The organism is Pedobacter sp. WC2501 (genome assembly GCF_052682415.1).
The window spans coordinates 2582200-2604453 of sequence record NZ_JBQZFI010000001.1 but is presented as its reverse complement, the minus strand read 5'-3'; the positions used below and the strand labels follow the sequence as shown (position 1 = coordinate 2604453).

20 protein-coding genes are annotated in these 22254 nt (G+C 36.8%); 3 read left to right on the top strand and 17 right to left on the bottom strand.

Annotation, left to right across the window (positions count from 1 at the left end; genetic code table 11):
• Positions 1-35: 35 nt before the first annotated feature.
• From ACUN24_RS11125 to rpsT, 17 genes are all read right to left on the bottom strand, one after another.
• The gene (locus ACUN24_RS11125; protein WP_445562552.1) at positions 36-1223 is read right to left on the bottom strand and encodes a M57 family metalloprotease; all 1188 of its coding nucleotides are present in this window, start codon (positions 1221-1223) and stop codon (positions 36-38) included.
• Positions 1224-2067: 844 nt separating this feature from the next.
• Positions 2068-3258, bottom strand: coding sequence for a hypothetical protein (locus ACUN24_RS11120; RefSeq protein WP_445562551.1), 1191 nt, complete (start codon positions 3256-3258; stop codon positions 2068-2070).
• The gene (locus ACUN24_RS11115; protein ID WP_445562550.1) at positions 3258-3548 is read right to left on the bottom strand and encodes a hypothetical protein; all 291 of its coding nucleotides are present in this window, start codon (positions 3546-3548) and stop codon (positions 3258-3260) included. The genes ACUN24_RS11120 and ACUN24_RS11115 overlap by 1 nt, the downstream gene beginning before the upstream one ends.
• A 169-nt stretch (positions 3549-3717) precedes the next feature.
• Positions 3718-5082 carry a hypothetical protein gene (locus tag ACUN24_RS11110; RefSeq protein WP_445562549.1) on the bottom strand — a complete coding sequence of 455 codons (1365 nt, stop codon included), beginning with the start codon at positions 5080-5082 and terminating at the stop codon, positions 3718-3720.
• Positions 5083-5156: 74 nt separating this feature from the next.
• Positions 5157-7949, bottom strand: a complete 2793-nt coding sequence (locus tag ACUN24_RS11105; protein WP_445562548.1) for a TonB-dependent receptor domain-containing protein — start codon at positions 7947-7949, stop codon at positions 5157-5159.
• A gap of 112 nt (positions 7950-8061) precedes the next feature.
• A complete protein-coding gene (locus ACUN24_RS11100; RefSeq protein ID WP_445562547.1) occupies positions 8062-8577 on the bottom strand; it encodes an Mpo1 family 2-hydroxy fatty acid dioxygenase in 516 nt (171 codons plus the stop codon).
• A 254-nt stretch (positions 8578-8831) separates the two neighbouring features.
• Positions 8832-10403, bottom strand: a complete 1572-nt coding sequence (gene rny, locus ACUN24_RS11095) for a ribonuclease Y (protein WP_121282496.1) — start codon at positions 10401-10403, stop codon at positions 8832-8834.
• 280 nt (positions 10404-10683) lie between these two features.
• On the bottom strand, positions 10684-10974 hold the full coding sequence (locus ACUN24_RS11090; RefSeq protein ID WP_025143281.1) for a cell division protein ZapA: 291 nt from the start codon (positions 10972-10974) through the stop codon (positions 10684-10686).
• Positions 10975-11007: 33 nt separating this feature from the next.
• Positions 11008-11298, bottom strand: coding sequence for a hypothetical protein (locus ACUN24_RS11085; protein ID WP_193419886.1), 291 nt, complete (start codon positions 11296-11298; stop codon positions 11008-11010).
• 31 nt (positions 11299-11329) lie between these two features.
• Complete coding sequence (gene pheT, locus ACUN24_RS11080; protein ID WP_445562546.1) at positions 11330-13729, bottom strand: phenylalanine--tRNA ligase subunit beta; 2400 nt, start codon at positions 13727-13729, stop codon at positions 11330-11332.
• Positions 13730-13923: 194 nt separating this feature from the next.
• Positions 13924-14118 (bottom strand): hypothetical protein, encoded by a 195-nt coding sequence (locus ACUN24_RS11075; protein ID WP_445562545.1) that lies wholly within the window; start codon positions 14116-14118, stop codon positions 13924-13926.
• 14 nt (positions 14119-14132) lie between these two features.
• Complete coding sequence (locus ACUN24_RS11070; RefSeq protein ID WP_445562544.1) at positions 14133-14327, bottom strand: hypothetical protein; 195 nt, start codon at positions 14325-14327, stop codon at positions 14133-14135.
• 1 nt (position 14328) lies between these two features.
• Entirely contained in the window at positions 14329-15723 is a 1395-nt protein-coding gene (locus ACUN24_RS11065) for a radical SAM protein (protein WP_307531985.1), read from the bottom strand.
• 5 nt (positions 15724-15728) lie between these two features.
• Positions 15729-16493, bottom strand: a complete 765-nt coding sequence (locus ACUN24_RS11060; protein WP_445562543.1) for a prolipoprotein diacylglyceryl transferase — start codon at positions 16491-16493, stop codon at positions 15729-15731.
• 3 nt (positions 16494-16496) lie between these two features.
• Positions 16497-17333: an endonuclease/exonuclease/phosphatase family protein gene (locus ACUN24_RS11055; RefSeq protein ID WP_445562542.1), complete on the bottom strand. Its 837-nt coding sequence runs from the start codon at positions 17331-17333 to the stop codon at positions 16497-16499.
• A gap of 107 nt (positions 17334-17440) precedes the next feature.
• On the bottom strand, positions 17441-18139 hold the full coding sequence (gene radC, locus ACUN24_RS11050) for a RadC family protein (protein WP_132394992.1): 699 nt from the start codon (positions 18137-18139) through the stop codon (positions 17441-17443).
• Positions 18140-18204: 65 nt separating this feature from the next.
• The gene (gene rpsT / locus ACUN24_RS11045; protein WP_029277289.1) at positions 18205-18459 is read right to left on the bottom strand and encodes a 30S ribosomal protein S20; all 255 of its coding nucleotides are present in this window, start codon (positions 18457-18459) and stop codon (positions 18205-18207) included.
• Between the two features lie 241 nt (positions 18460-18700).
• Here rpsT and purN point away from each other — a divergent pair, with 241 nt between their 5' ends.
• The 3 genes from purN to ACUN24_RS11030 all read left to right on the top strand — a co-directional run bounded on the left by purN (position 18701) and on the right by ACUN24_RS11030 (position 22220).
• Positions 18701-19279, top strand: a complete 579-nt coding sequence (purN, locus tag ACUN24_RS11040) for a phosphoribosylglycinamide formyltransferase (RefSeq protein ID WP_445562541.1) — start codon at positions 18701-18703, stop codon at positions 19277-19279.
• A gap of 169 nt (positions 19280-19448) precedes the next feature.
• Positions 19449-20975: a bifunctional phosphoribosylaminoimidazolecarboxamide formyltransferase/IMP cyclohydrolase gene (gene purH / locus ACUN24_RS11035; RefSeq protein ID WP_445562540.1), complete on the top strand. Its 1527-nt coding sequence runs from the start codon at positions 19449-19451 to the stop codon at positions 20973-20975.
• Between the two features lie 222 nt (positions 20976-21197).
• On the top strand, positions 21198-22220 hold the full coding sequence (locus ACUN24_RS11030) for a rod shape-determining protein (protein WP_010601761.1): 1023 nt from the start codon (positions 21198-21200) through the stop codon (positions 22218-22220).
• Positions 22221-22254: the final 34 nt, after the last annotated feature.

The following is a 22254-nucleotide window of genomic DNA, read 5'->3' as shown; positions in this document are numbered from 1 at the left end:
TTTTTTGCAACAGATCTATTTTGATCAGCTGATACTTAATTAAAAGTTACGGTTTGTCTTGCCCACTCTCCTGCACACTCTAAACCAACCAAACGACACTCTAAATAATAAGTTCCAGGAGTACTGTGCGACCATTCCTGCTGTGGAAAATCACTAAAACTGCTTACCGGCAATACAACATTTAAACTCTGATCTAACATCCTCCATTCATAGTAACCACCATTGTATGTGGCGCCAGCTGTACTAATCACCGTTGCACCTGCTGAATTGGAAGATGGCCCATTAATCACATTTTTAAAGGTACTTACAAATGGCGTGGTTACTGGCGGGTATAAATACTGAGCGGCTATTACATCATATGATGAAAAATCGGTCCAGGTTCTTGAAGTACCAAGTCTGCCAGAGTTCATCACTGAATTTGGATCTGCCGACGGAACGCCTGTTGAGGGCGTGCCAGGTGTAGCATTAACGCCTACATACCTACCATAAGCATCGTAGTTACCTTCTCCACTGTAATCTGTATGACGCAAGCCCAAACAGTGACCAATTTCGTGTATCAGCATAAATACATCCTGCTCATGGCTTCTTGGTATGCCATTGTCAGCATTTGTACTGGTAACATTATTGGTAACAGGGTTTACCCAAATATTAGCTCCGGGCTGTCCTGCATCAGTTGGAAAATCCGCTTGTCCAAATGCACCTGTCCCCATATTTACTTTTCTAATGGTAATATTAGGACTAACAGAACTTGTGTAAGGTGGATAAAATTGATTATAAGAATGGATTAAATTAATGCGGCAGTTACCTATCGCATTCCAGGCAGTTATCGCGTCCCTAATTGCATAGAACCATCTGGTATCGAAATCTTCCTGAGTGATAATAACATTTGTGAGGTTTCCCTGAATTAACTGATTGGTATTGCCCTGCGCTATTTTACCACCAGCATTTGTTGCTTTTTCAATATTTTTAACTGTTGATAGTGATTTCTTCGAAATCAGGATATCACCTTCCACCACGTAGTAATCTCCAGATTCTTTAATACCATCTGTTTGGAAGCCCATCTCTTTGATTTTTGCAAGTGCAGTAGCGTCAACTTCTGCTTTGCTTTCGGTCGCGATAACAGAGGGTTCTGATTTTTTACATGAATAGATGCTTAAGGTTAGCAGCAAAGCTGCCAAGCCCATTTTCCTTGAGAATGAGCTTAAAATAGATGTTTTTTTCATAGTTAGGTTTTCCTTCAAACAAGTTAACCATCTTAGTGTTAAGCTATAATGAATAAATCATTAAGTTTAATCTAATAAAAAATACAAATCATACAATACATATCATTAATGATAAACAAACAAAACATACATTAAATAAAACAATATACCTACATTTTTAATACGACATTAATTCGTTCATCTATTTTAGTACACAAAAATATTGACAGACTAAAATTAGTTTACTGAAATTGCTTACCCTTTCTTTACCTGTTGTTTACCCTTTCTGTACACCAGGTTAACCCCAGGGCTACCCTTTGCTTACCTTTTCTCTACCTATTTATTACCTAGAGGGTAAAGGATTGGTAAACATGAGGTACAGGAGAAGTTATTATGGGGATAATCTGGTAACCATAAAAGGTAATTATATCTTCTGAAGCCATTAATTTTATGGTTAATGGCCAAGTCTTCCAAATAATTATTTGGAAGACTATCATCCAATCGACATTCGATAGAACCCATTCACCCCTCCTGGGATAAGACAATCTAATTCCAACGGATATGGCGACTGTATCTACGTAATAGTTTGGCAATATCACCCGAACTAAATCCGCCTTATATACATTTTCTGTTTGTAAGCCCCCACATTTGCCGCCGACTTTCTTTTAGATTCGCAGTCACCACGACACCCTTGTTTTAAGCTAACACTTCCAAATGTTAAGCGTGTTCGGGACTTCAAGCCGCCATGCCCGGCGCACAAAAAAAGAGCAGAGAACCTTGGTTTCTCTGCTCTTTTTTCAACCCAATTATCAAAAGGACTTTCAGTGCCCTCAATTAACTTCGGGCTTTTTTAAACCACTTCTAGTTAGTCATACCACCAATTGAATACTTCAGAATATCCAAATTCAGAAGGATTTTCTTTCGACGTTATCTTGTATTGATAGAAACTTGTACTACTTCTCGGAATTACATTGTCATTCGACTGATAATAAAATGCACCTGTATTAGGAGTCGATTCTGATAATCGTTTGAAAAAGTTACCATTGCTATCATATAAATCTACAATAACATTTGATGCATTTATTTTCCCTGGAAACCAAAAAGCATAAAGTCCATTGTATGAACCAGAACTATCAGGCCTGAAAATCCAACTGGCATTCGGGTAAGAAGAAGGAAAATCTCCATTCCACATGGGCAAATGGTCGTTTAGAAAACGAAAAGTACCGCTTTTACCATACTGATTACCAGCAGAGTTCTCTATTTTTATATAATAGCTATTAAAATAAAAGCCTAAGTTGAGTGACGAGAAGTTTAAAGAATAACTTCCATTGTTTGTGATTTTAATTTTGGTTATAGCAACGTTTGAGGTTGTACTAAAAAGTGAAACAAACACCTCAGGAGTATTTAGCTTAGTTTGATCCCATTTTAAATCAAGATTTTCTCCAGGAAGTTTAATCCCAATAGGATTATTTTCAAATGGTAATGGAAATGGCTGGTTAATGTACGTTAAATTTCTAGCAGATGGATAAGTTACAAGACCATTGATCTCTACAGGAAGCGGGGGGGGTGTTATGATAACTGGCAAATCATAACCATAATTTATTGATAAATATGCCTCTTTAAACCAAAGTGAGGATGAGACATTCGAAGGATGATTTTCAAATACTAAATAAATTTTATCCCCAGCCGTTAACTTGCTATTATCAATAGTTACTGTAATCTCCTTTTCGAAAAAAGCTTTACCTTGACCAAAATCGGAACTAATAACGTTTGTAGAACCGTTTAACCAAACGTATTTACCATCTTTATAAATGCCAATGCCGACTGAAATGTCTGTAGAATTCCAATTATTGGTGCCCGCAATAAGTGATCTAGTAATTTGAAGCTTATATTTAATTGTGTTGGTACTTGCTTTAGTTAAGTTAATTTTACCCGCACCCGTTAAAAATTCACTATTTACTCTAAAATCGGAAACAAAAGAGGCAACCTGAGCTTTTGCATAATTATTTAATAAGAGAAATAAACTAGCAATCAAAATGTATGTTAATTTTTTCATTATTTTACATTTTTTGAATTTTCGTAAGTCCTAATTAACTGCGTTTTACTTACTTGATCTATTCCCCACAACTTAAATTGCTCACTTTTTTCATCATAGGTTATATCATCTTCCTTAGCATTAATTTGTTTAGCAAAAAAAGTTTTTAGCACACTAATGCTTGCTGCATCAGTTTTTTCAGTTAAATCTTTTGACACAACAATTTCATCTTTCTTACAGCTTACTAAAGCTGCCGGCAACATAACTGCAAATATTGCAATCTTGAGCGCGTTAATTTTCAATTTTTCCATTCACTAAAAATATATGATGAAAATTAGATCAGTATTAACTAAATATTAATTTGTAAACTAAATGATTCTAATTTTGATAATTTAAAATACATTAATGTATATAAATTCCAATAAAAAGGCCTGTGTCATTATTTATGACACAGGCCTTTTCAAATATTTTAACTATATTCTAGTAAACCTTAGCACCAGGATTGAAGTTTGTCCAGCCTGTTGTCCAGTTATCAGTTGCACTGAAAGCACCTCTGTAAGTCACAGCCGTGAAGAATGAAGAGCCATCAGGGCTTACCCATGTTCCGGCTAAAGCAGCAGAACCAGCATTAGGAATTAAGTCTGGAGCTGTAGCGGTTAATGGAGCTTTTAAACCTGCGTCCGTAACAGCAGCTAAAGTTACATTCCCTTCTGTTTCTGCCTTTGTTTTGATTGCAGCTGATGTAATTACACCTTGTGCACCGGCATCAAAAGATTGATATGGATTAGCTACTGCATGCACTAAATTATTTTTAAAAATAGCAGCTCCAGAAACATAGTCTGCTGCGGTATAAGAAGATTCTAAAGAGAATCCAGCAGCTTTATATCCTAATAAAACAGAATTGTTCAAAATGAATCTAGTTCCTCTCCTAAAACGTGCAGCAAAGTTATTGGTAGATCCTGGGTTATCATTTCCATTTGTACCAACGAAGGTAAAATTAGATAAAATTGGCTTCGTAATAGGTCCTGAAGGACCAGCAGCTGGCACTGTTGGCTCGTTATCACATTCTATACCATTACTTTGATCGCCCGCATCAAAAAAACCAGATAATTTATAGCTCACAGCAAACTGAATTTTACCAGAATAGCCAAAGTCGAAATCAAAATCATCGTCAGAAGTACCGTAAGCAATTAAATATTTTCCGTTAACAGTTCCACCAAAGAATTCAAAAGCATCATCTTTTGCATATGACACCTGAATATGATCTAACGTTGTTCCATTTCCTACAGCGTATAAACTAAGTGCGTTTACCTCACTGTTAGAACTAAACGCAGTACCGGCATATTCTACACGTACATACTTTAGAGTACCCGAGTTGTCATTAGCTACAGTGCCTAAGCCAAAAGTCCCTGTCAAACCACCCTCAACATTAGATGTTGAAGTTCTATTAGTTGGTGCATTACCAATGATTGTAATACCTGACCAATCACCTGGATTTCTATCTCCAGCTGCTCTACCTGATGTAAAAACAATGGGCTTATCGACAGTACCAATGGCTTCAATTCTAGCGCCTTTATCAATTACAAGAGCGCCTTTAGAAGATAAATCACCTTTGATAACAGTTCCAGCTTCAACAGTAAGAACCGCCCCGCTTTGTACGTGAGTCTCACCTTTCAATATCCACACTCTATCTGCAGTAAGCGTTTTATTTGCAGTTACATTACTTGGGATTGTTTCTGGCGCAGCCGGCTCCTCTACAATCGGGTCGCCATTGTTTTTCTTACAAGCAGACATTGTTACAGCTAAAATCGATAACGATGCGAATAATACTTTAAAATTTTTCATATTTAAATTTTTGTTTACTTAGATTAACCCAGCAGCTTTTAATACAAAGCACAGATTAAGTTATTGTTAATTAATTATTTATTTTTAAAATCTATGTTATAACTAAAGCCTAGTGTGAAATTTGTACCACTCTTATAACTGTAGTAGACAGCATCATCAGCTCTGTTGTATGTTTTGTTATTTGGCCCGAAGTTTAAAAATGATATATTTGATTGATTGAGAATATCAGAAACATTCAATTTAATTTCACCTTTATTTTTTAGGACTTTTTTAGAGATCTGAAAATCAAATACATCACGACCTTTTTCATAAATATTAGGAACGGATTCATTACCTACTTTTCCTATTCTATCCCCTATTCTATTGTATAATGTGCTTATTGATAAACCGGTTTTCGGAGAGTTGTACTGTAAACCTGCATTGATCAAAAATGGAGACAGACCTTGTAGTTGTCTGGTTTGGAAACCCGGGATACTCGATTGTACTTCTGATTTTAAATAGGTAAAGTTTGCAAAAGCGATAAAATTTTCTAACCAACTGGCGTCTGACAAGAAATTCAGCTTCTTGCGAACATCTAACTCAAACCCATATATATAAGCTTTATCCGCATTTTGATAACTAAATTTTAAATTATCAGCTGTGGAGGAACCATCTGTTACCTGCTCTATTGGATTCTGGAAGTTCTTATAAAAAACAGACAATGTTACTGCCTCACCAGGAGATGGATAGTATTCATATCGGATGTCAGCGTTCGTGTTCTGGCTTCTTACTAATTCAGGATTACCAGCAATTTGAACACCTTCTTCTTGGTTAACAAAAACAAATGGCGCTAATTCTCTAAGTTCAGGTCTGGTTACAGTTCTTGAACCAGAAAGTCTGAAATTGGACTTGTCATTTAAGCTATATGTCAAATTTAATGAAGGAAGTACATCAAAAAAATCTTTCTCATAAGATCTTTTTTGTCCTGTACTATTCAGAGCATCAATGGTTTGCTTATAACCTTCAACTCTTGCTCCTAAAATTAAGCGGACTTTTTCAGCGAGTGCTTGATCAAGCATTAAATAACCAGCGTTTAAATCTGTTTTCCCAGTATAACTATCTTGGTTATTTGTAATTTCATCCAGTACAAACCCATTTCGTGAAATGTTGCTTGTGGCGAAAATACTTTCTTTTGGAAGGATTAATTTACTAGCATCGAATTCACTTGAGCTAGCTGGTGTATATAGAAAAATCCTTGCATCAAAATCTCTATCTCTTACTTGTTTTAACCCGCCAAATTTGAACGTGCCTTTTTTGCTAAAAAGATTAACAGGCATGCTTAATGATGCACTACCGCCGTAATTGTTTTCGTTTAAGTCAGAGAAAAATCTTTTAGTATTATCATCAATTAAACTAAATGATGAGTTAGAATTCTGAATACTACCATACATAATTGTACGTAAATCTGGCTGTTCTCTTTTAATTAAAGCATAGTTTAAATTCCATTCTAGCTTAATGTTTTTCTCACCCAACTGATGTTCGCCCTCTAATTGCGAACTTAATAGTGATTTTTGATTTACCTCTGAAGAGGTATATCTGATATCAGTATTTTGATTTATAAACCCATTTCTGTTTATGTAACTATCTTCAAATGATTGATTAAATAAGTTTTTTAATGAAATTTTATTCTTTCTAATTTTATATGAAAAGTTAGCAAGTCCACCCAAAGCTACATTGTATCTATAATTTAAATCCTGATATTTATTTATAAAGTTGATACCATCAAAAGCTTCACGTTCTGCAATTCTTTGGTTTTGCTCTCTCCTATAGTTTAGTGAAATTATGCTTCCAAAAGTACCTTCGTTTTTAAATTTGGCAACATTCCCCCATGTAAACTGATAGTTCTGCATAGGTAAAGCAGTATATTTTCTTTCAGCGTAAAGATTAGGAAACAATTTCGAATTGGCTATCCTAAGATTTGTTGACCCTCCATTATACACACCCCTAGTACTAGGAAAATTTGTCGGTAGGCTCCTAGTTCCATCATCAAACCCTAAAAAGTCAGTACTGTTCCTTTCGTTGGAATAAAAATCTTTAAAAGTTGATTGGGTATTATATCCTGTTGAAACAGCAAAATTGATGAATTTACTATCAGGTATGTCTTTTGTGACCACTTGCGTAACACCGCCAGCAAAGTCTCCAGGTAAATCAGGAGTTGCAGTTTTGTTTATCACAATTTTATCAATCATATTAGAGGGAATGATATCAAAAGAGAATGCTCGTTTATCAGGTTCTGTGCTGGGCAACAAGGAATTATTGATTAGCGCAACATTATAACGATCAGATAAACCTCTAATAACTAGAAACTTTCCGTCTTGAATACTTGCGCCACTTACCCTTTTTAAAACTTCAGAAGTGTTCTTATCAGGCGATTTTCTAATTTGATCTGCTGTTATACCGCTTGAGATACGAGTACTATTTTTTTGTGAAGCGTACAAAGAATTCACGGATTCTTGTTTAACTGAGGCTGTGATTGTTACATCACCTAAATTTGCCCCCCCCGCTTCTTCTAAAATTAAGTTTACAATAGTTGACTGATTACCTGAAACCTGAATGTCACTTACATTCTTAGATATGTAACCTACATAAGATAAATTCAAGGTATATTTTCCGGCAGTTAATCCACCAATAGCGTACCTTCCTTCTATATCGGTAGAAACACCTTTGGTGGTTCCAGCTATTTTAACCGTTACCCCAATTAAGGTCTCACCCGTTTTTTTATCGGTAACTGTTCCAGAAATTTTTCCAGTTTGGGCATACGAAAGTATGCTGATCGTCAAAGCGAACACAGTAAGTGCCGCTCTTTTAAAAGAGTTTAGTAATTCCAATTTGCCTTTATTTGATAAGGGCAAAATTATTACCACAGTGTTAACTGCAGGTTAGATGTTAATTAAGGTTTGTTTACCTTAAGGTTAATTCTAAGTTAACAACATTTCAATCCTAATATTTAATCCCGGTTTTCTTGCAAATGAAGTGCAATAACCAGATCGGACCGATTAACAGGAATTTAACATCATCTAAAAACGATGGTTTTTTACCTTCAATTTTATGACCAATAAACTGACCAATCCAGGCCGCAACAAATATTGCCGCATAAATGGCATAAGCAGTGCCACTACCTAAACCTACCGCCTGCTCAATTTTTACGATGATGTAACTCATTAAACCCACCACCCAAATCATTAAGAAAAACAATACTGGCGAAAGTGTGAAGTAATAATACAAGCTAAAGGCCAATAGAAAAGATGCCCAGTTAAAGAAACCGTTATAGCTACCCAAAAAGCCAATATGTGGAAAAGGAATCTGCCAGATTAAACCCAATAAACTGAATACGATTAATGGAACACAGATCCAGTGTACCAGTTTATTGGTTGGATTTTGATGGCTTTCGGCATACTTGTCAAAAAGCACATCTACAGGTCTCTTTGGTTCAATTTGGATAGTTTGCTTGCTCATTATGTAAAAATAAAAAAAAGCGATGGATATTCCATCGCTTAATATTTTGTTTAATTCATTCGCCAAGGTTTGTGTCTTCACAAACCTTTTCTTTACTTCGTTTCGTGAGGACACGAACCGAGGCTAGTATTAAACCACTCGTCATGCTGACCTGTAGCGCAGCGGAAAGCTACGCAGTAAATTCATTTCAGCATCTTTTCTATTACTAAGATCCTGAAACAAGTTCAGGATGACGATTCGGCGAATTGCTTTCTTTATTTCGCAAATGCTACAGAACGGGTTTCCCTGATTACGGTAACCTTAATCTGCCCCGGATAAGTCATTTCGGTTTGAATCCGGGTCGAAATATCGGCAGCTAAAAGTTCTGCCTGTGCATCGGTAATGCGTTCGCTTTCTACAATTACACGCAGCTCTCTACCAGCCTGGATCGCAAAAGTTTTTTCTACACCTGGGTAAGATAAAGCCAGTTCTTCAAGGTCTTTTAAACGCTTGATGTAACTTTCTACAACCTCACGGCGGGCACCTGGACGGGCGCCAGAAATGGCATCACAAGCCTGAATGATTGGAGAAATCATTGAAGTCATCTCAATTTCATCGTGGTGGGCACCAATGGCATTACAAATTTCAGGGTGCTCTTTATATTTTTCAGCCAGTTGCATCCCTAAAATTGCGTGTGGCAATTCAGGATTATCATCAGGCACTTTACCTATATCGTGTAATAAACCTGCACGTTTGGCCATTTTAGCATTTAAGCCAAGTTCTGCAGCCATAGTAGCACAGAAATTTGCTACCTCACGAGAGTGATGCAATAAGTTTTGTCCGTATGATGAACGGTAACGCATACGGCCAACCATGCGGATCAGCTCAGGGTGTAAACCATGAATACCTAAATCGATTACCGTACGCTCACCAATTTCTACAATCTCATCTTCGATCTGTTTTTTAGTTTTCGCTACAATTTCCTCAATACGTGCCGGGTGGATACGACCATCTGTTACCAAACGGTGTAAAGCCAGGCGTGCTATCTCTCTTCTTACGGGATCGAAACCGGATAAAATAATGGCTTCCGGTGTATCATCAACAATAATTTCGATACCGGTTGCAGCTTCTAAAGCACGGATATTCCTACCCTCTCTACCAATAACACGACCTTTAATTTCGTCACTTTCGATATGAAAAATAGAAACAGAATTTTCAATTGCAGCTTCGGTGGCGGTACGCTGAATGGTTTGAATCACTACTTTTTTAGCTTCTTTGCTCGCCGTTAATTTTGCTTCGTCAACAATATCCTTAATCTGGATCATCGCCTGTGTACGGGCAACTTCTTTTAGATTTTCTACCAACTGGTTTTTAGCCTCTTCGGCCGATAAACCTGCAATAGTTTCCAATTGTGTTAGGTGTTGATTTTTAAGCACTTCTACCTCTTCTTGCTTTTTAATAGCAAGTTCAGTTTGTTTTTCGAGGTTGCTTTTGTGCTTATCGAGTTCCTGTTCTTTTTTATTGAAGTTTTCCATGCGCTGGTTCACCGATTGCTCTTTCTGCTTCATGGTGTTTTCGCGTTGGTTAATGTTATTGTTTTTGGCATTCACTTCTTGCTCATGCTCCGCTTTCATTTGCAAAAACTTTTCTTTTGCCTCTAAAAGTTTATTCTTTTTTAAGATCTCTGCATTGTTTTCTGCATCTTTTAAAATCTTTTTCACTTTGTTCTGTGCGGCAACTTCCTGCTGTTTAAGCAAGTTACGCAGGAGGAATCTTCCTACCACTACTCCGATAGCTATACCCGCTATTACGGCAAATACGTATCCTAATATTTCAACTATTTCCATTTTGTTTTTTAAGTAAAAAAAAACCGCAACTAATTTTTAAAGTCTCATACATTTTAAACCTCAACTAAGCATAATTAGGGTTTAAGCCATTTTCAGGTGCCATAGCAGATGAAATACGCCCTCTTAACCCTATAGATATTGAAGTGTTAAGTTTTATAAAATTTGAAACTCAAAAACTAGCCGCGGCTATGTTTTTATGCTAAATATTGGCACCATCATCCTAAATTTATTTTAGGCGCTGAAACAAGTTCAGAGTGATGAATTGCCGAAAGAACGAACCTTATTTTGAAAAGAAATTGTTGAGTAAAACATCCAATTCTTCAACTTTATCAGCAACAGCAGTATCCTGGTTTTGTACTTTGTTTTCTGTTCTTAATACAGCTGTTGCATAATGCAACACAGCCATAGAAAGAAGATCCTGCTTATCTCTAACCGCATAATTATCCTGATAATCTTTTATGCGCTCATTGATCATTTTTGCTGCCCGTCTCACAATTTCTTCCTCTTCCATATTCACCTTTAGTGGATAAATACGGTCGGAAATGGTTATTTTAATCGAGATTTCTCCCATTTGTTTAGCTTAGTTTCTGATTTCTTTGCATCATTATTTTTTTAATAATGCAATACTCTTATCAATCTCACGCACAAAATCGTTAATTTTTTGTTTAATGTCAAGCGATTTTTCACTTGTCCCCTCTATACTTTTAGCCAATTTTGTAACCCTTAATTTTTCGTCAAGTTCCAAATTTTTGCCTTTCGCTGTATCGAGTGCTACTTTTAACGATTGATTTTCAAGCTTTAATAAATCATTTTCTTCCTGTAGCGCATTACATAACTCAATTACCCGAGCTGTTTTTTGTAATACTTTATCTAACTGATCTGCAACAGAAGTCATGAATTTATTTCTAAAAATACGAATTTATATTTTATTTCCTAATTTCTGCACCAGCTTGTGCCGTTAAATTCGCGATTAATTTCTGCATCGTGTTTTCAATCTGCTTATCGGTTAGGGTTTGTTCCTCATCCTGCAGAATAAAATTCAAGGCATACGACTTTTTCCCCTCCGGCAATTTATCACCAACGTACACATCAAATACACCAACCTCTTTGATTAGTTTTTTATCAGTTTTAAATGCAATACCCTTTAAAGTATCAAAAGTTACATTTTGATCAATCAACAATGAAAGATCGCGACGAACCTGCGGATATTTAGAAACATCTTTGTGTACGATTTTATTTTTCCTTACAATATCCAATAAGGTTGCCCAATCGAAATCAGCATAAAATACCTCTGCATTTACATCAGCCACTTTGCGGTCGGCTTTTGAAGCCGCACCGAAACTTACAAGGGTTTTATCTCCACGGAAATACTTAATTCCGTAAGCAAAGTATTCATCATTTAAAACATCAGACTGATAGCTTGTAATACCCAAACGCGATATAATGGCATCAACTGCAGATTTTAAATTATAGAAAGTTGCCGGTTTAGCATTGTGGTTCCATTGCTCAATTTGTTTAGCACCCGAAATCAATAATAACAACCTTGATCGCTCTACGTATTGCTCATTGATTAAATGATAGGTTTTACCGAATTCGTAAAACTTCACATCTGCATTTTTACGGTTCTGGTTGTACGCTACACTTTCTAAAGCCGGCATCAATAAATTCTGACGCATTACATTTAGATCGCTGCTTAACGGATTTAGAATAAATACGGCTTCGTCTAAATTTTTCGAATAAGCCGATTTAGTTAACGAGTTACACATAATTTCTGCATAACCATTAGCGGCAAGCATATCAGCAATTACATTATGCGTATTTTCTTTTTCAGGCTTAATACTGTAAGAAAGCGATGCATTTACCTTTGCCGGAATTTCAATATTGTCATAACCATAAATACGTAATACTTCTTCAGTAATATCGCACTCACGCGTCACATCAACTTTAAACGATGGCACTCTTAAAGCTAAAGTATCATCAGAAGTATTGGTTGCCGAAATACCTAAAGCTGTAATAATGTGTTTGATTTCAGCCGAAGGGATATTTGCACCGATTAATTTATTGATATTGGTATAACTCACTTCAAACTCAAACGGCTTGATGTGGCTTGGATAAATATCAGAAACTGATGAAGAAATTTCGCCTCCAGCCAGTTCTTTAATTAATAAAGCTGCATATTTTAAAGCTGTTACCGTAATCTCCGGATCGGTACCACGCTCGTAACGGAAAGAGGCATCGGTTTTTAAGCCATGTCTTTTTGATGTTTTCCGTACAGAAACCGAATTGAAATAAGCACTTTCTAAGAAAATATTTTTAGTATTGGTATCAACTCCAGAAGACTTTCCGCCGAAAACGCCTGCAACACACATTGGTGCTTCAGCATTGCAGATCATTAAATCATCTGCACTTAACTTACGCTCCACATCATCAAGGGTTATAAACGGTGTTCCTTCAGCAACTTTTTTCACGATTACTTTTCCTCCGGTAATTTTATCGGCGTCGAAAGCATGTAAAGGCTGACCTAAACCATGAAGCACATAATTGGTAATATCAACCACATTATTGATGGGACGTAAACCAATTACCTTCAATTTATCTTTTAACCAATCTGGTGATTCTTTTACGGTAACGCCAGAAAGAGTAAGGCTGCTGTAACGCGGACAAGCGGCAAAATCTTCTACTTCTACCGGAATTACCAGATTTTCGTTATCTGTTTTAAAAGCGGAAAGATCAGGCATTTCATACTCACTTCTGAAATAAGCCGCTAAATCTCTTGCCACACCTAAATGCGAAGCCGCATCGGCACGGTTTGGTGTTAATCCAATTTCGAAAACAAAATCATCATCCATTTTGAAATGGTCTTTTGCGCGGATCCCAATTTCGGTATCTTCGTCAAGGATCATAATGCCATCATGAGACTTGCCTAAGCCAATTTCATCTTCGGCACAGATCATCCCCTGAGAAAGTTCGCCCCTGATTTTTGATTCTTTTATTTTAAAAGGCTCACCCTCTAAAGGATATACCGTTGTACCTACTGTAGCGACTACCACTTTTTGACCAGCGCCTACATTTGGAGCACCGCAAACAATCTGAAGGTTTTCTTTACCACCAACGTTTACCGTAGTAATGCGCAAACGATCGGCATTGGGATGCTGAACACAGGTTAATACTTCGCCGATAACCAAACCCTCCAAGCCGCCCACAACGGGCTGCACTTTTTCTACACTTTCTACTTCTAAACCAACATTGGTAAGGATTAACGAAAGTTCCTGAGGTGTTTTATCAATCTGTACGAATTGTTTTAACCAGTTATATGATATTTTCATTTATTGAGATTTGAGATTCCAGACATGAGATTTGAGATTTACAAGCGCTAAATCTTAGTCTAAGAATTATAAAACGCAAAGATATTATTTAAAGGTCAAAGGAGAAAGTTAAATTATTGAGATTTGAGATTCCAGACATGAGATTTGAGACTTATGAACACTAAAACCTTGTTTCAAACACACAATATAGACGACTAATGGCCAATACTCAGATTGGATAGAATGACCGCGCATGCCCCTGCTCCGATTACCAGCATAATCACTGACGCAATAACCAGTTTGAGTCCTGGTTTAACGGATTGATTTTTTGCACCTTTTACAATGATTTGAATGATGCCAATTGTAAATAACAATCCTACAATTACCCAGTATACAATAAAAAGTTCCATGATTTATTTTGAAATTAACTGTTGGCGAGCAATACTGCACAAGCACCAAAACCGATTACCACCATAATTACCGAAATAATAAGCAATTTTAGCCCGGGTTTTACGGGTTCGTTCCTGGATGATTTAATGATAATCTGAATAATCCCAACTACAAAAAGTACAATTGCGGTAAGACAATAAATTACAAATAAGCCGAATAAACCACCCATATTAGTTCATATTTAATTTTTCCCTGATTAAATCTATTTTATTGTCACGGTAAAAAATATTCATCGTTTCGAAGGGTACCATTTTGTATTTATCGCTCACAATATGTACACATGATTTTTTAACTGCACGTACATCAAAGTCCAACGGATCCATAAAATTCATGATAATGATCCGAAATAAATTGTCATAACTTAAACTATCTGATTTTACCCTTGGCAGGCAGCACATCAATTCGCCAAAGGTATCTTCAGCACAATCTACTGAAACACCTGTACTAAACAGGTTGAGCATGTGTTCTTTCAATTTTTCATCGTGTTCAAAAACAATCGTATTTTTCGAATTGTTGAGCAAATCTTCGGGATTGATCAAATGTGTCATCGGAATCACCTCATCACCGATTTTTAATGCATAAGCCATACACAGGGCATCGGGGTTACATGGCACAGGGATTAAATCCTGAGGGGTAAAGGTTGGGTATTGCTCATAAATTTTTCTGCGTACCTCGGTTAAGGTGATTCTCCCCTGCTGATCATTATAATCATCATTTCTTCCGGCAACCTGGGTAGGCTGGAAAGTAACGCCACGAACACATTTCTGCTTTAATGCATAATCTAAAATATCACCAATTTCATGATCGTTAAGGCCATTTTGCAAAGTAACTACCAAGGTTGTTGATACATTAAACTGATTTAAATGATCGATAGCCTTTCTTCGCACTTCGGTAAGATCTTCGCCCCTTAGCTTGGTTAATACTTCAGCGCTGAAACTATCAAACTGCAGGTAAATTTCAAAATCGGGCATATAACTCGCCAGTTTTTCCACAAAATTAATATCCTTGGCAATCCTGATTCCATTGGTATTCACCATCAGGTGTTTAATAGGTTTGGTTTTGGCAAGATCTAAAATCTTAAAAAAATCGGGGTGTACGGTCGGCTCTCCGCCCGAGAGCTGTACCACATCGGGCTCACCTTCGTTGGCTACTACAACATCCATCATGCGTTCTATTTCTTCCAGCGTACGGTGCCTGCCATAACTTGGCGACGACATGGCATAACAAGTTGGACAAGCCAGGTTGCAACGATCAGTAACTTCTATTACCGTTAAACACGAATGCTGTTCATGATCAGTACACAAGCCGCAATCGTAAGGGCAACCGTAATGCACTTTAGTATTGAACTTAAGCGGCATTTCCGATTGTTTATTGTAATTCCTGATCTGTTTGTAGTATTCAACATCATCGGCAATCATCACTTTACTATCACCGTGTGTTCTGCAGTTTTTCAACATAAACACTTTAGCATCCTGAAAAACAATTTTCGCATCGCAAAGCTGTAAACATTCCGGACAAAGGCTCTTGGTATAATCGTAGTATATATAATCTCTGGTATTGGCCATAGTATTTACTTTTTAGCAGCTATCTGTTTAGAAATCCTGATGATGAATCTATAATAATAAATAAAAATAAACAATGCAGACCAATGGATGCTGCTTAAATTTAAAAATAATGATTGATAAGGTTTAATAAATTCGATTAAGAAGCGAAATAGAAAATACAATACCATAAATAGTTTAAATCGATCGCCATTGATCAGTTCTTTATGCTTTAAGCTGTTAAAAAGAAAAATCAAAAGCACGAGGTAAACTATTTCGTAAAGCATAATGGGGTGCCGAAGTATACCATCACCCAAATCCATCCCTGTAAAAAAATGGGTAGGGATGCCGTAGGTTGGCTCATCAATTCCCATAGAAAAGCAGCCGATGCGTCCGATAATCAGCGCCACTAAAATGGGGATCACGTAAATATCCCCAGAGGCGATATTCACCCCTATTGTCTTTTTTATCAATTCGACACCGAACAAACCGCCAAGCAAGCCGCCAACAATGGTTTTACTTTGATATAAAATTGAAAACGTTAGGTGATTGATTATCTCGGGAGTTTCCAGTATGGCTACCACCCGCGAGCCTATCAACGCGCCTAACATGGCTCCTAACATAATCCACAGCCTGTTTTCGTCAGAGATCTGATCTACGATGCCTTTTTTATAATAGTAATAAAGCCTAACACCGATTATAAATGCGAGTGTTTCAAAAATATAGTGATAATGGTATTGGTTACCAAAAAGTTCAAATTGAAAAGGAAATAGTGATGGAGATTTTAACAACATGTATTAAAACCAAAGTCTACAAAAAACAGGTAAATGATCAGAAAAATACCTTTTGTCCTTACTATCGGTTAAAACGGCAAACTTTTGCACCTTAAAACCTTTATTTACAAAAATATAGTCGATCCGGTCTTTCAGGTCGCTATCGAAATGAAAACCGTTAAAAGTACCTGCAGGACCATACGGCGGTTCTACAGAAATATCTTTAGCATCGGTGAGAAAAGATTTAATGGTTGCAATGGCTTCTGTTTCGGGTGTTACATTTAAATCGCCGGTAAAAATAACAGGCAATGTTGGTGCAATCTGCTGTATTTTCTGTTTCAACAATTTAGCCGATTCAATCCTCGCCTTCACCCCAATATGGTCATAGTGCGTATTAAAAACGATAAATTCTTTTCCATTCAGCTTATCGTACAATTTAACCCAGCTGCATACACGGTTAAGTGCAGCATCCCAACCTTTTGATGGAACATCTGGTGTTTCTGACAACCAAAAAGTTCCACCATCTTTTTTAGTGAAGCGGTCTTTATCAAAATAAATGGCAGAAAATTCGCCCTTTCTTTTACCATCCTCACGCCCAACTCCTACCACATCGAAATTAGAATTTTCCAAAAGCGCATCAAACTGTTCAGGCAAGGCTTCCTGTACGCAAAGAATATCGGCATCATGAAATTTCACTAACGCTTTTACATTGTCTTTTCGGTTTGGCCAGGCGTTAACACCATCTGATGCTACATTTAAGCGGATGTTATAGGTAATGATATTAATTGGAACAGCTTTTTCCTGAGCAAAAGCCATAATCGTTAATAAAAGAAAAACAGGGATGATTTTTAAAGTATTCATAAATATAATTACACAATTTAATTAATGCTGGCTAACCAGTAACATTCAATTTTAAGCCGCTATTATACTAATTTAACGTTAATTGTACTTTAACAACCAGATATCTTTTAAATTAAATCTTCATCCCGATAACTATAGTAGCGGTTATTGGCAAAAATCAGGTGATCAACCACATACAGACTAAGTAAATTCCCCGAAGCAACCATATCCCTGGTCAACTTATCGTCGCTTTCGCTGGGCTTTAAATTTCCTGAAGGATGGTTATGTGCTAAAACAACATTTGCCGCATTGTTTTCTAAAGCTGTTTTAAAAATAATTTTTGGATCGGCTACTGTACCTGCCTGCCCGCCTTTACTGATCAAAAATTTACCGATTACCCGGTTAGACCTGTTTAGCAGTAATATCCAGAACTCTTCGTGATTGAGATTAGCAAAGGTTTGATGTAAATATTTATAAACATCGTTAGAAGTAGTTACATGTGTAATCACCTCTTCTGTGGTTTCCTTTCGCCGCAAACCCAACTCTAAAGCGGCGATAATAGTTAATGCTTTCGCTTCCCCAATACCTTTAAACCTGGAAAGGTCCAGAATAGAAGCTTTTCCCAGTTTTGTTAAATTGTTATCGTAAAAAGACAAAATCTTTTTACTTAAGTCGACAGCGGTTTCATTTTTACTTCCAGAGCCAATTAAAATAGCAATCAGTTCGGCATCTGTTAAATGTCTTCGGCCGTGCAATAAAAGTTTTTCGCGTGGCCGATCTTCTTCAGCCCATAACTTTATCCCTACTTTCTGTTCGTAATTCTTCATTTTTTAGACAAAAAAAAGCATCCTAACTTTTGATTAGGATGCCTTAATATCGTAAAAAAATTGGCTTATTTTAAACCATTAACGAATTTCGTTAATTTTGATTTGTTATTAGCCGCTTTGTTTTTGTGGATAATATTCTTTTTAGCTAAACGATCTAACATAGAGATTACTTTTGGCAATAAATCAGATGCAGATTTTTTATCTTCTGCAGCACGTAATCTTTTAATAAAGGTACGTGTAGTTTTTGCCTGATATCTGTTACGTAAACGTTTTGTTGCGTTTGCTCTAATTCTTTTTAATGAAGATTTATGATTTGCCATTTCTATTTAGCCTTTTATTTTTCTTATTCGTTTCCTATAATTCGGGTTGCAAATATAGGATTAATGTTTTTAAATTACAAAACACTTTCAACTTTTTTTTCATTAAAATTGAACCCTATTTCCGAACGGCAAAAATACGTTAAAATTATTCATTAATAATACTTTAACATAATTGAATAAAAATTCTCTTCAATGGAGAAAAAAGGCTTAAAAATACTATTTTTGGGCAAAACGATTTTGAGTGAAAAAAAGAATAGCCATCTTTGCATCAGGTTCCGGCTCTAATGCCCAAAAGCTGATGGAGCATTTTAAGCGGAGTAATGAAATAGAAATATCTTTGGTATTGACCAATAATGCTGATGCCTATGTATTACAGAGAGCTGATAATTTCGAAATCCCCACTCATATTTTCGACAGGAATGAGTTCTACCACACGGATGAGGTAGTAGACCTGCTTAAAAATCTTGAAATCGATTTTATTGTACTAGCCGGATTCCTTTGGCTGATCCCTAAAAACCTGATCCACGCCTACCCAGGCAGAATTGTAAACATCCACCCTGCAATCCTTCCAAAATTTGGCGGAAAGGGCATGTACGGAGACCATGTACACCATGCTGTGATGTCTGCAGGCGAAACCGAAGGTGGAATAACCATTCATTACGTGAATGAAAACTACGATGAAGGTGAGTACATTTACCAGGCCCGCTACAGAATAGACAAAAACGATAACCTGGAAATGGTAAAGTTTAAAGGGCAGCAATTAGAACACCAGCATTACCCACGTATTGTAGAAACGATTGTTAAAAAGATCAGCAAATAAATGATTCAACACAGGTTAATAAGGCTATTAAAATAAACTTTAGCATAGCCAACCAGACTGGCAACTCTACATTATTATATATAGTGGAATAAAATTTAATATTGATCGGTAAATCTCATTAAAAAACAATCCTGTTTTACTACCTTTGCGGCTCAAAATTTTCAGTCGAATGAGTCAATCCATTAAAATCAAAAACGCTTTAATCTCAGTATATTATAAGGATGGTTTGGAGCCATTGGTAAAATTGTTAGCCGCACAAGGTGTACAATTATTTTCTACCGGTGGAACAGAACAATTCATTAAAGATTTAAACCTTCCTGTTACGGCGGTTGAAGATTTAACTGGTTATCCATCTATTTTAGGCGGACGTGTTAAAACCTTACACCCAAAAGTATTTGGTGGAATTTTAAACCGTAGAGCATTAGCTGGCGACCAGGAACAGATTGCTGAATATGAAATCCCGGAGATTGACCTGGTTATTGTTGACTTATATCCATTTGAAGAAACTGTAAAAGCAGGTGGAACACCAGAAGAAATTATTGAGAAAATAGACATTGGTGGTATTTCCTTAATCCGTGCCGCTGCAAAAAACTTCAACGATGTGGTGATTATCGCATCAAAAAACGACTATCCTACTTTAGAAGCGCAATTGGCAGAACAAAATGGCGAAACTACTTTAGCACAACGTAAAGCATTTGCTAAAAAAGCATTCCATACCTCTTCTCATTACGATACTGCAATTTTTAATTATTTCAATACTGAAGAGCCGCTTGATGTTTTTAAACAAAGTGTAACTGAAGCTAAAACTTTACGTTATGGCGAAAATCCTCATCAAGGCGGTGTATTTTATGGTGATTTAGACGCCATGTTCATCAAACTAAACGGTAAAGAGCTTTCTTATAATAACCTGGTTGATGTAGATGCAGCCGTTGCTTTAATCGACGAATTTGAAGATCCGACTTTTGCGATATTAAAACATACCAATGCTTGTGGTATTGCTTCGCGCCCTACCGTTAAACAAGCCTGGGTTGATGCTTTAGCCTGCGATCCCGTTTCAGCTTTCGGTGGTGTACTGATTACCAATGTGGAAGTTGACCTTGAGACAGCACAAGAAATTAATAACTTGTTTTTTGAGGTGTTGATTGCTCCTTCTTACCAGGCAGAAGCAGTTGAGCTGTTCAGCAAAAAGAAAAACCGCGTGATTTTACAACGCAATGAGGTTGAATTAAGCAAAAAACAATTTAAAACATTATTAAACGGTGTAATTGAGCAGGATAAAGATTTAATTATCGAAGGCCCGGAGCAAATGACAACCGTTACCGATAAAGCACCAACAGCACAAGAATTAAAAGATCTGTTCTTTGCTAACAAAATTGTAAAACACACCAAATCGAATACCATTGTTTTGGTTAAGGATGATGTTTTAATAGCCAGTGGTGTTGGCCAAACCTCACGTGTAGATGCCTTAAGACAAGCAATTGAAAAGGCTGCTTCATTCGGTTTCAGCGTTAAAGGCGCTGCAATGGCTTCTGATGCTTTCTTCCCTTTCCCTGATTGTGTTGAAATTGCTGCCGAAGCCGGAATTACTGCTGTTTTGCAACCAGGCGGATCGATTAAAGATGCCGATTCTGTTGCAAAAGCAAACGAAAAAGGTATTGCCATGGTAACCACCGGGATAAGACACTTTAAACACTAGAAAGGTAGAAGGTTGAGGGTTTAAAGGCGGAAGGTTTTTGTGCATTATCTTGTAACGAAAACAGTTCAGCCCCAATAAGTATAGGTTTTGATTTTCTAAAGATTTTAATTACCTCAAAAACAATTTAATAACTGAAGAAAATAAAACTTAAAACAATAAAAAAGCTATTTTTACATTAGGAATAGTATAGATTTGATAAAATAAAGAAAACATACCTTATACATGGGATTATTTAACTGGTTTACGCAAGAAGTTGCCATCGATTTAGGCACTGCGAATACCCTGATTATACATAACGACAAAGTAGTTGTAGATGAGCCATCTATCGTTGCTTTCGATCGTACTACAAACAAAGTCATTGCTATAGGTCGTCAGGCAATGCAAATGGAGGGTAAAACCCACGATAATATTAAAACCGTACGCCCATTAAAAGATGGAGTAATTGCCGATTTTAATGCTGCTGAGGCGATGATTAAAGGAATGATCCGTATGCTTAACGGTGGTAAAGGCTGGATGTTCCCTTCTTTACGTATGGTAATCTGCATCCCATCTGGTATTACTGAAGTAGAAAAACGTGCGGTACGCGATTCTGCAGAGATTGCCGGAGCAAAAGAGGTGTACCTAATCCATGAGCCAATGGCTGCTGCTGTAGGGATCGGGATTGATGTGGAAGAGCCAATGGGTAACATGATTATCGATATAGGTGGTGGTACTACTGAAATTGCGGTTATCGCTTTGTCAGGTATCGTTTGCGACCAATCTATCCGCGTTGCGGGAGATAATTTCGACTCTGACATTGTAAACTACATCCGCCGTCAACACAACATTATGATTGGCGACCGTACCGCTGAAAAAATTAAAATTGAAGTTGGTGCAGCTTTACCTGAGTTACAGGATGCTCCTGCTGATTTTGCGGTTCAGGGTCGTGATTTAATGACGGGCGTACCAAAACAGATCACCGTTTCTTATACCGAAATTGCACACTGTTTAGATAAATCAATCTCTAAAATTGAAGAAGCGATTTTAAAAGCCTTAGAGATTACACCTCCTGAACTTTCTGCCGATATTTACCAAACAGGTATTTATTTAACCGGTGGTGGTGCATTATTAAGAGGCTTAGACAAACGTGTAGCTGCTAAAACTAAATTACCTGTTCACGTTGCAGAAGATCCACTTCGAGCAGTAGTCCGTGGTACTGGTATCGCCCTTAAAAATATTGGCGGATATAAATTCTTAATGCAATAACCTGGATTTGAGATGTGAGATATGAGATTTGAGA

What these genes read in the sequence shown, in the direction of transcription:
- ACUN24_RS11085 (WP_193419886.1), bottom strand. Translation starts at nt 11,298, where the DNA reads ATGACTTCTGTTGCAGATCAGTTAGATAAAGTATTACAAAAAACAGCT.
- ACUN24_RS11065 (WP_307531985.1), bottom strand. Translation starts at nt 15,723, where the DNA reads ATGGCCAATACCAGAGATTATATATACTACGATTATACCAAGAGCCTT.
- ACUN24_RS11070 (WP_445562544.1), bottom strand. Translation starts at nt 14,327, where the DNA reads ATGGGTGGTTTATTCGGCTTATTTGTAATTTATTGTCTTACCGCAATT.
- ACUN24_RS11125 (WP_445562552.1), bottom strand. Translation starts at nt 1,223, where the DNA reads ATGAAAAAAACATCTATTTTAAGCTCATTCTCAAGGAAAATGGGCTTG.
- rny (WP_121282496.1), bottom strand. Translation starts at nt 10,403, where the DNA reads ATGGAAATAGTTGAAATATTAGGATACGTATTTGCCGTAATAGCGGGT.
- ACUN24_RS11030 (WP_010601761.1), top strand. Translation starts at nt 21,198, where the DNA reads ATGGGATTATTTAACTGGTTTACGCAAGAAGTTGCCATCGATTTAGGC.
- rpsT (WP_029277289.1), bottom strand. Translation starts at nt 18,459, where the DNA reads ATGGCAAATCATAAATCTTCATTAAAAAGAATTAGAGCAAACGCAACA.
- radC (WP_132394992.1), bottom strand. Translation starts at nt 18,139, where the DNA reads ATGAAGAATTACGAACAGAAAGTAGGGATAAAGTTATGGGCTGAAGAA.
- purH (WP_445562540.1), top strand. Translation starts at nt 19,449, where the DNA reads ATGAGTCAATCCATTAAAATCAAAAACGCTTTAATCTCAGTATATTAT.
- ACUN24_RS11055 (WP_445562542.1), bottom strand. Translation starts at nt 17,333, where the DNA reads ATGAATACTTTAAAAATCATCCCTGTTTTTCTTTTATTAACGATTATG.
- pheT (WP_445562546.1), bottom strand. Translation starts at nt 13,729, where the DNA reads ATGAAAATATCATATAACTGGTTAAAACAATTCGTACAGATTGATAAA.
- ACUN24_RS11110 (WP_445562549.1), bottom strand. Translation starts at nt 5,082, where the DNA reads ATGAAAAATTTTAAAGTATTATTCGCATCGTTATCGATTTTAGCTGTA.
- ACUN24_RS11090 (WP_025143281.1), bottom strand. Translation starts at nt 10,974, where the DNA reads ATGGGAGAAATCTCGATTAAAATAACCATTTCCGACCGTATTTATCCA.
- ACUN24_RS11075 (WP_445562545.1), bottom strand. Translation starts at nt 14,118, where the DNA reads ATGGAACTTTTTATTGTATACTGGGTAATTGTAGGATTGTTATTTACA.
- ACUN24_RS11120 (WP_445562551.1), bottom strand. Translation starts at nt 3,258, where the DNA reads ATGAAAAAATTAACATACATTTTGATTGCTAGTTTATTTCTCTTATTA.
- ACUN24_RS11115 (WP_445562550.1), bottom strand. Translation starts at nt 3,548, where the DNA reads ATGGAAAAATTGAAAATTAACGCGCTCAAGATTGCAATATTTGCAGTT.
- ACUN24_RS11060 (WP_445562543.1), bottom strand. Translation starts at nt 16,493, where the DNA reads ATGTTGTTAAAATCTCCATCACTATTTCCTTTTCAATTTGAACTTTTT.
- ACUN24_RS11100 (WP_445562547.1), bottom strand. Translation starts at nt 8,577, where the DNA reads ATGAGCAAGCAAACTATCCAAATTGAACCAAAGAGACCTGTAGATGTG.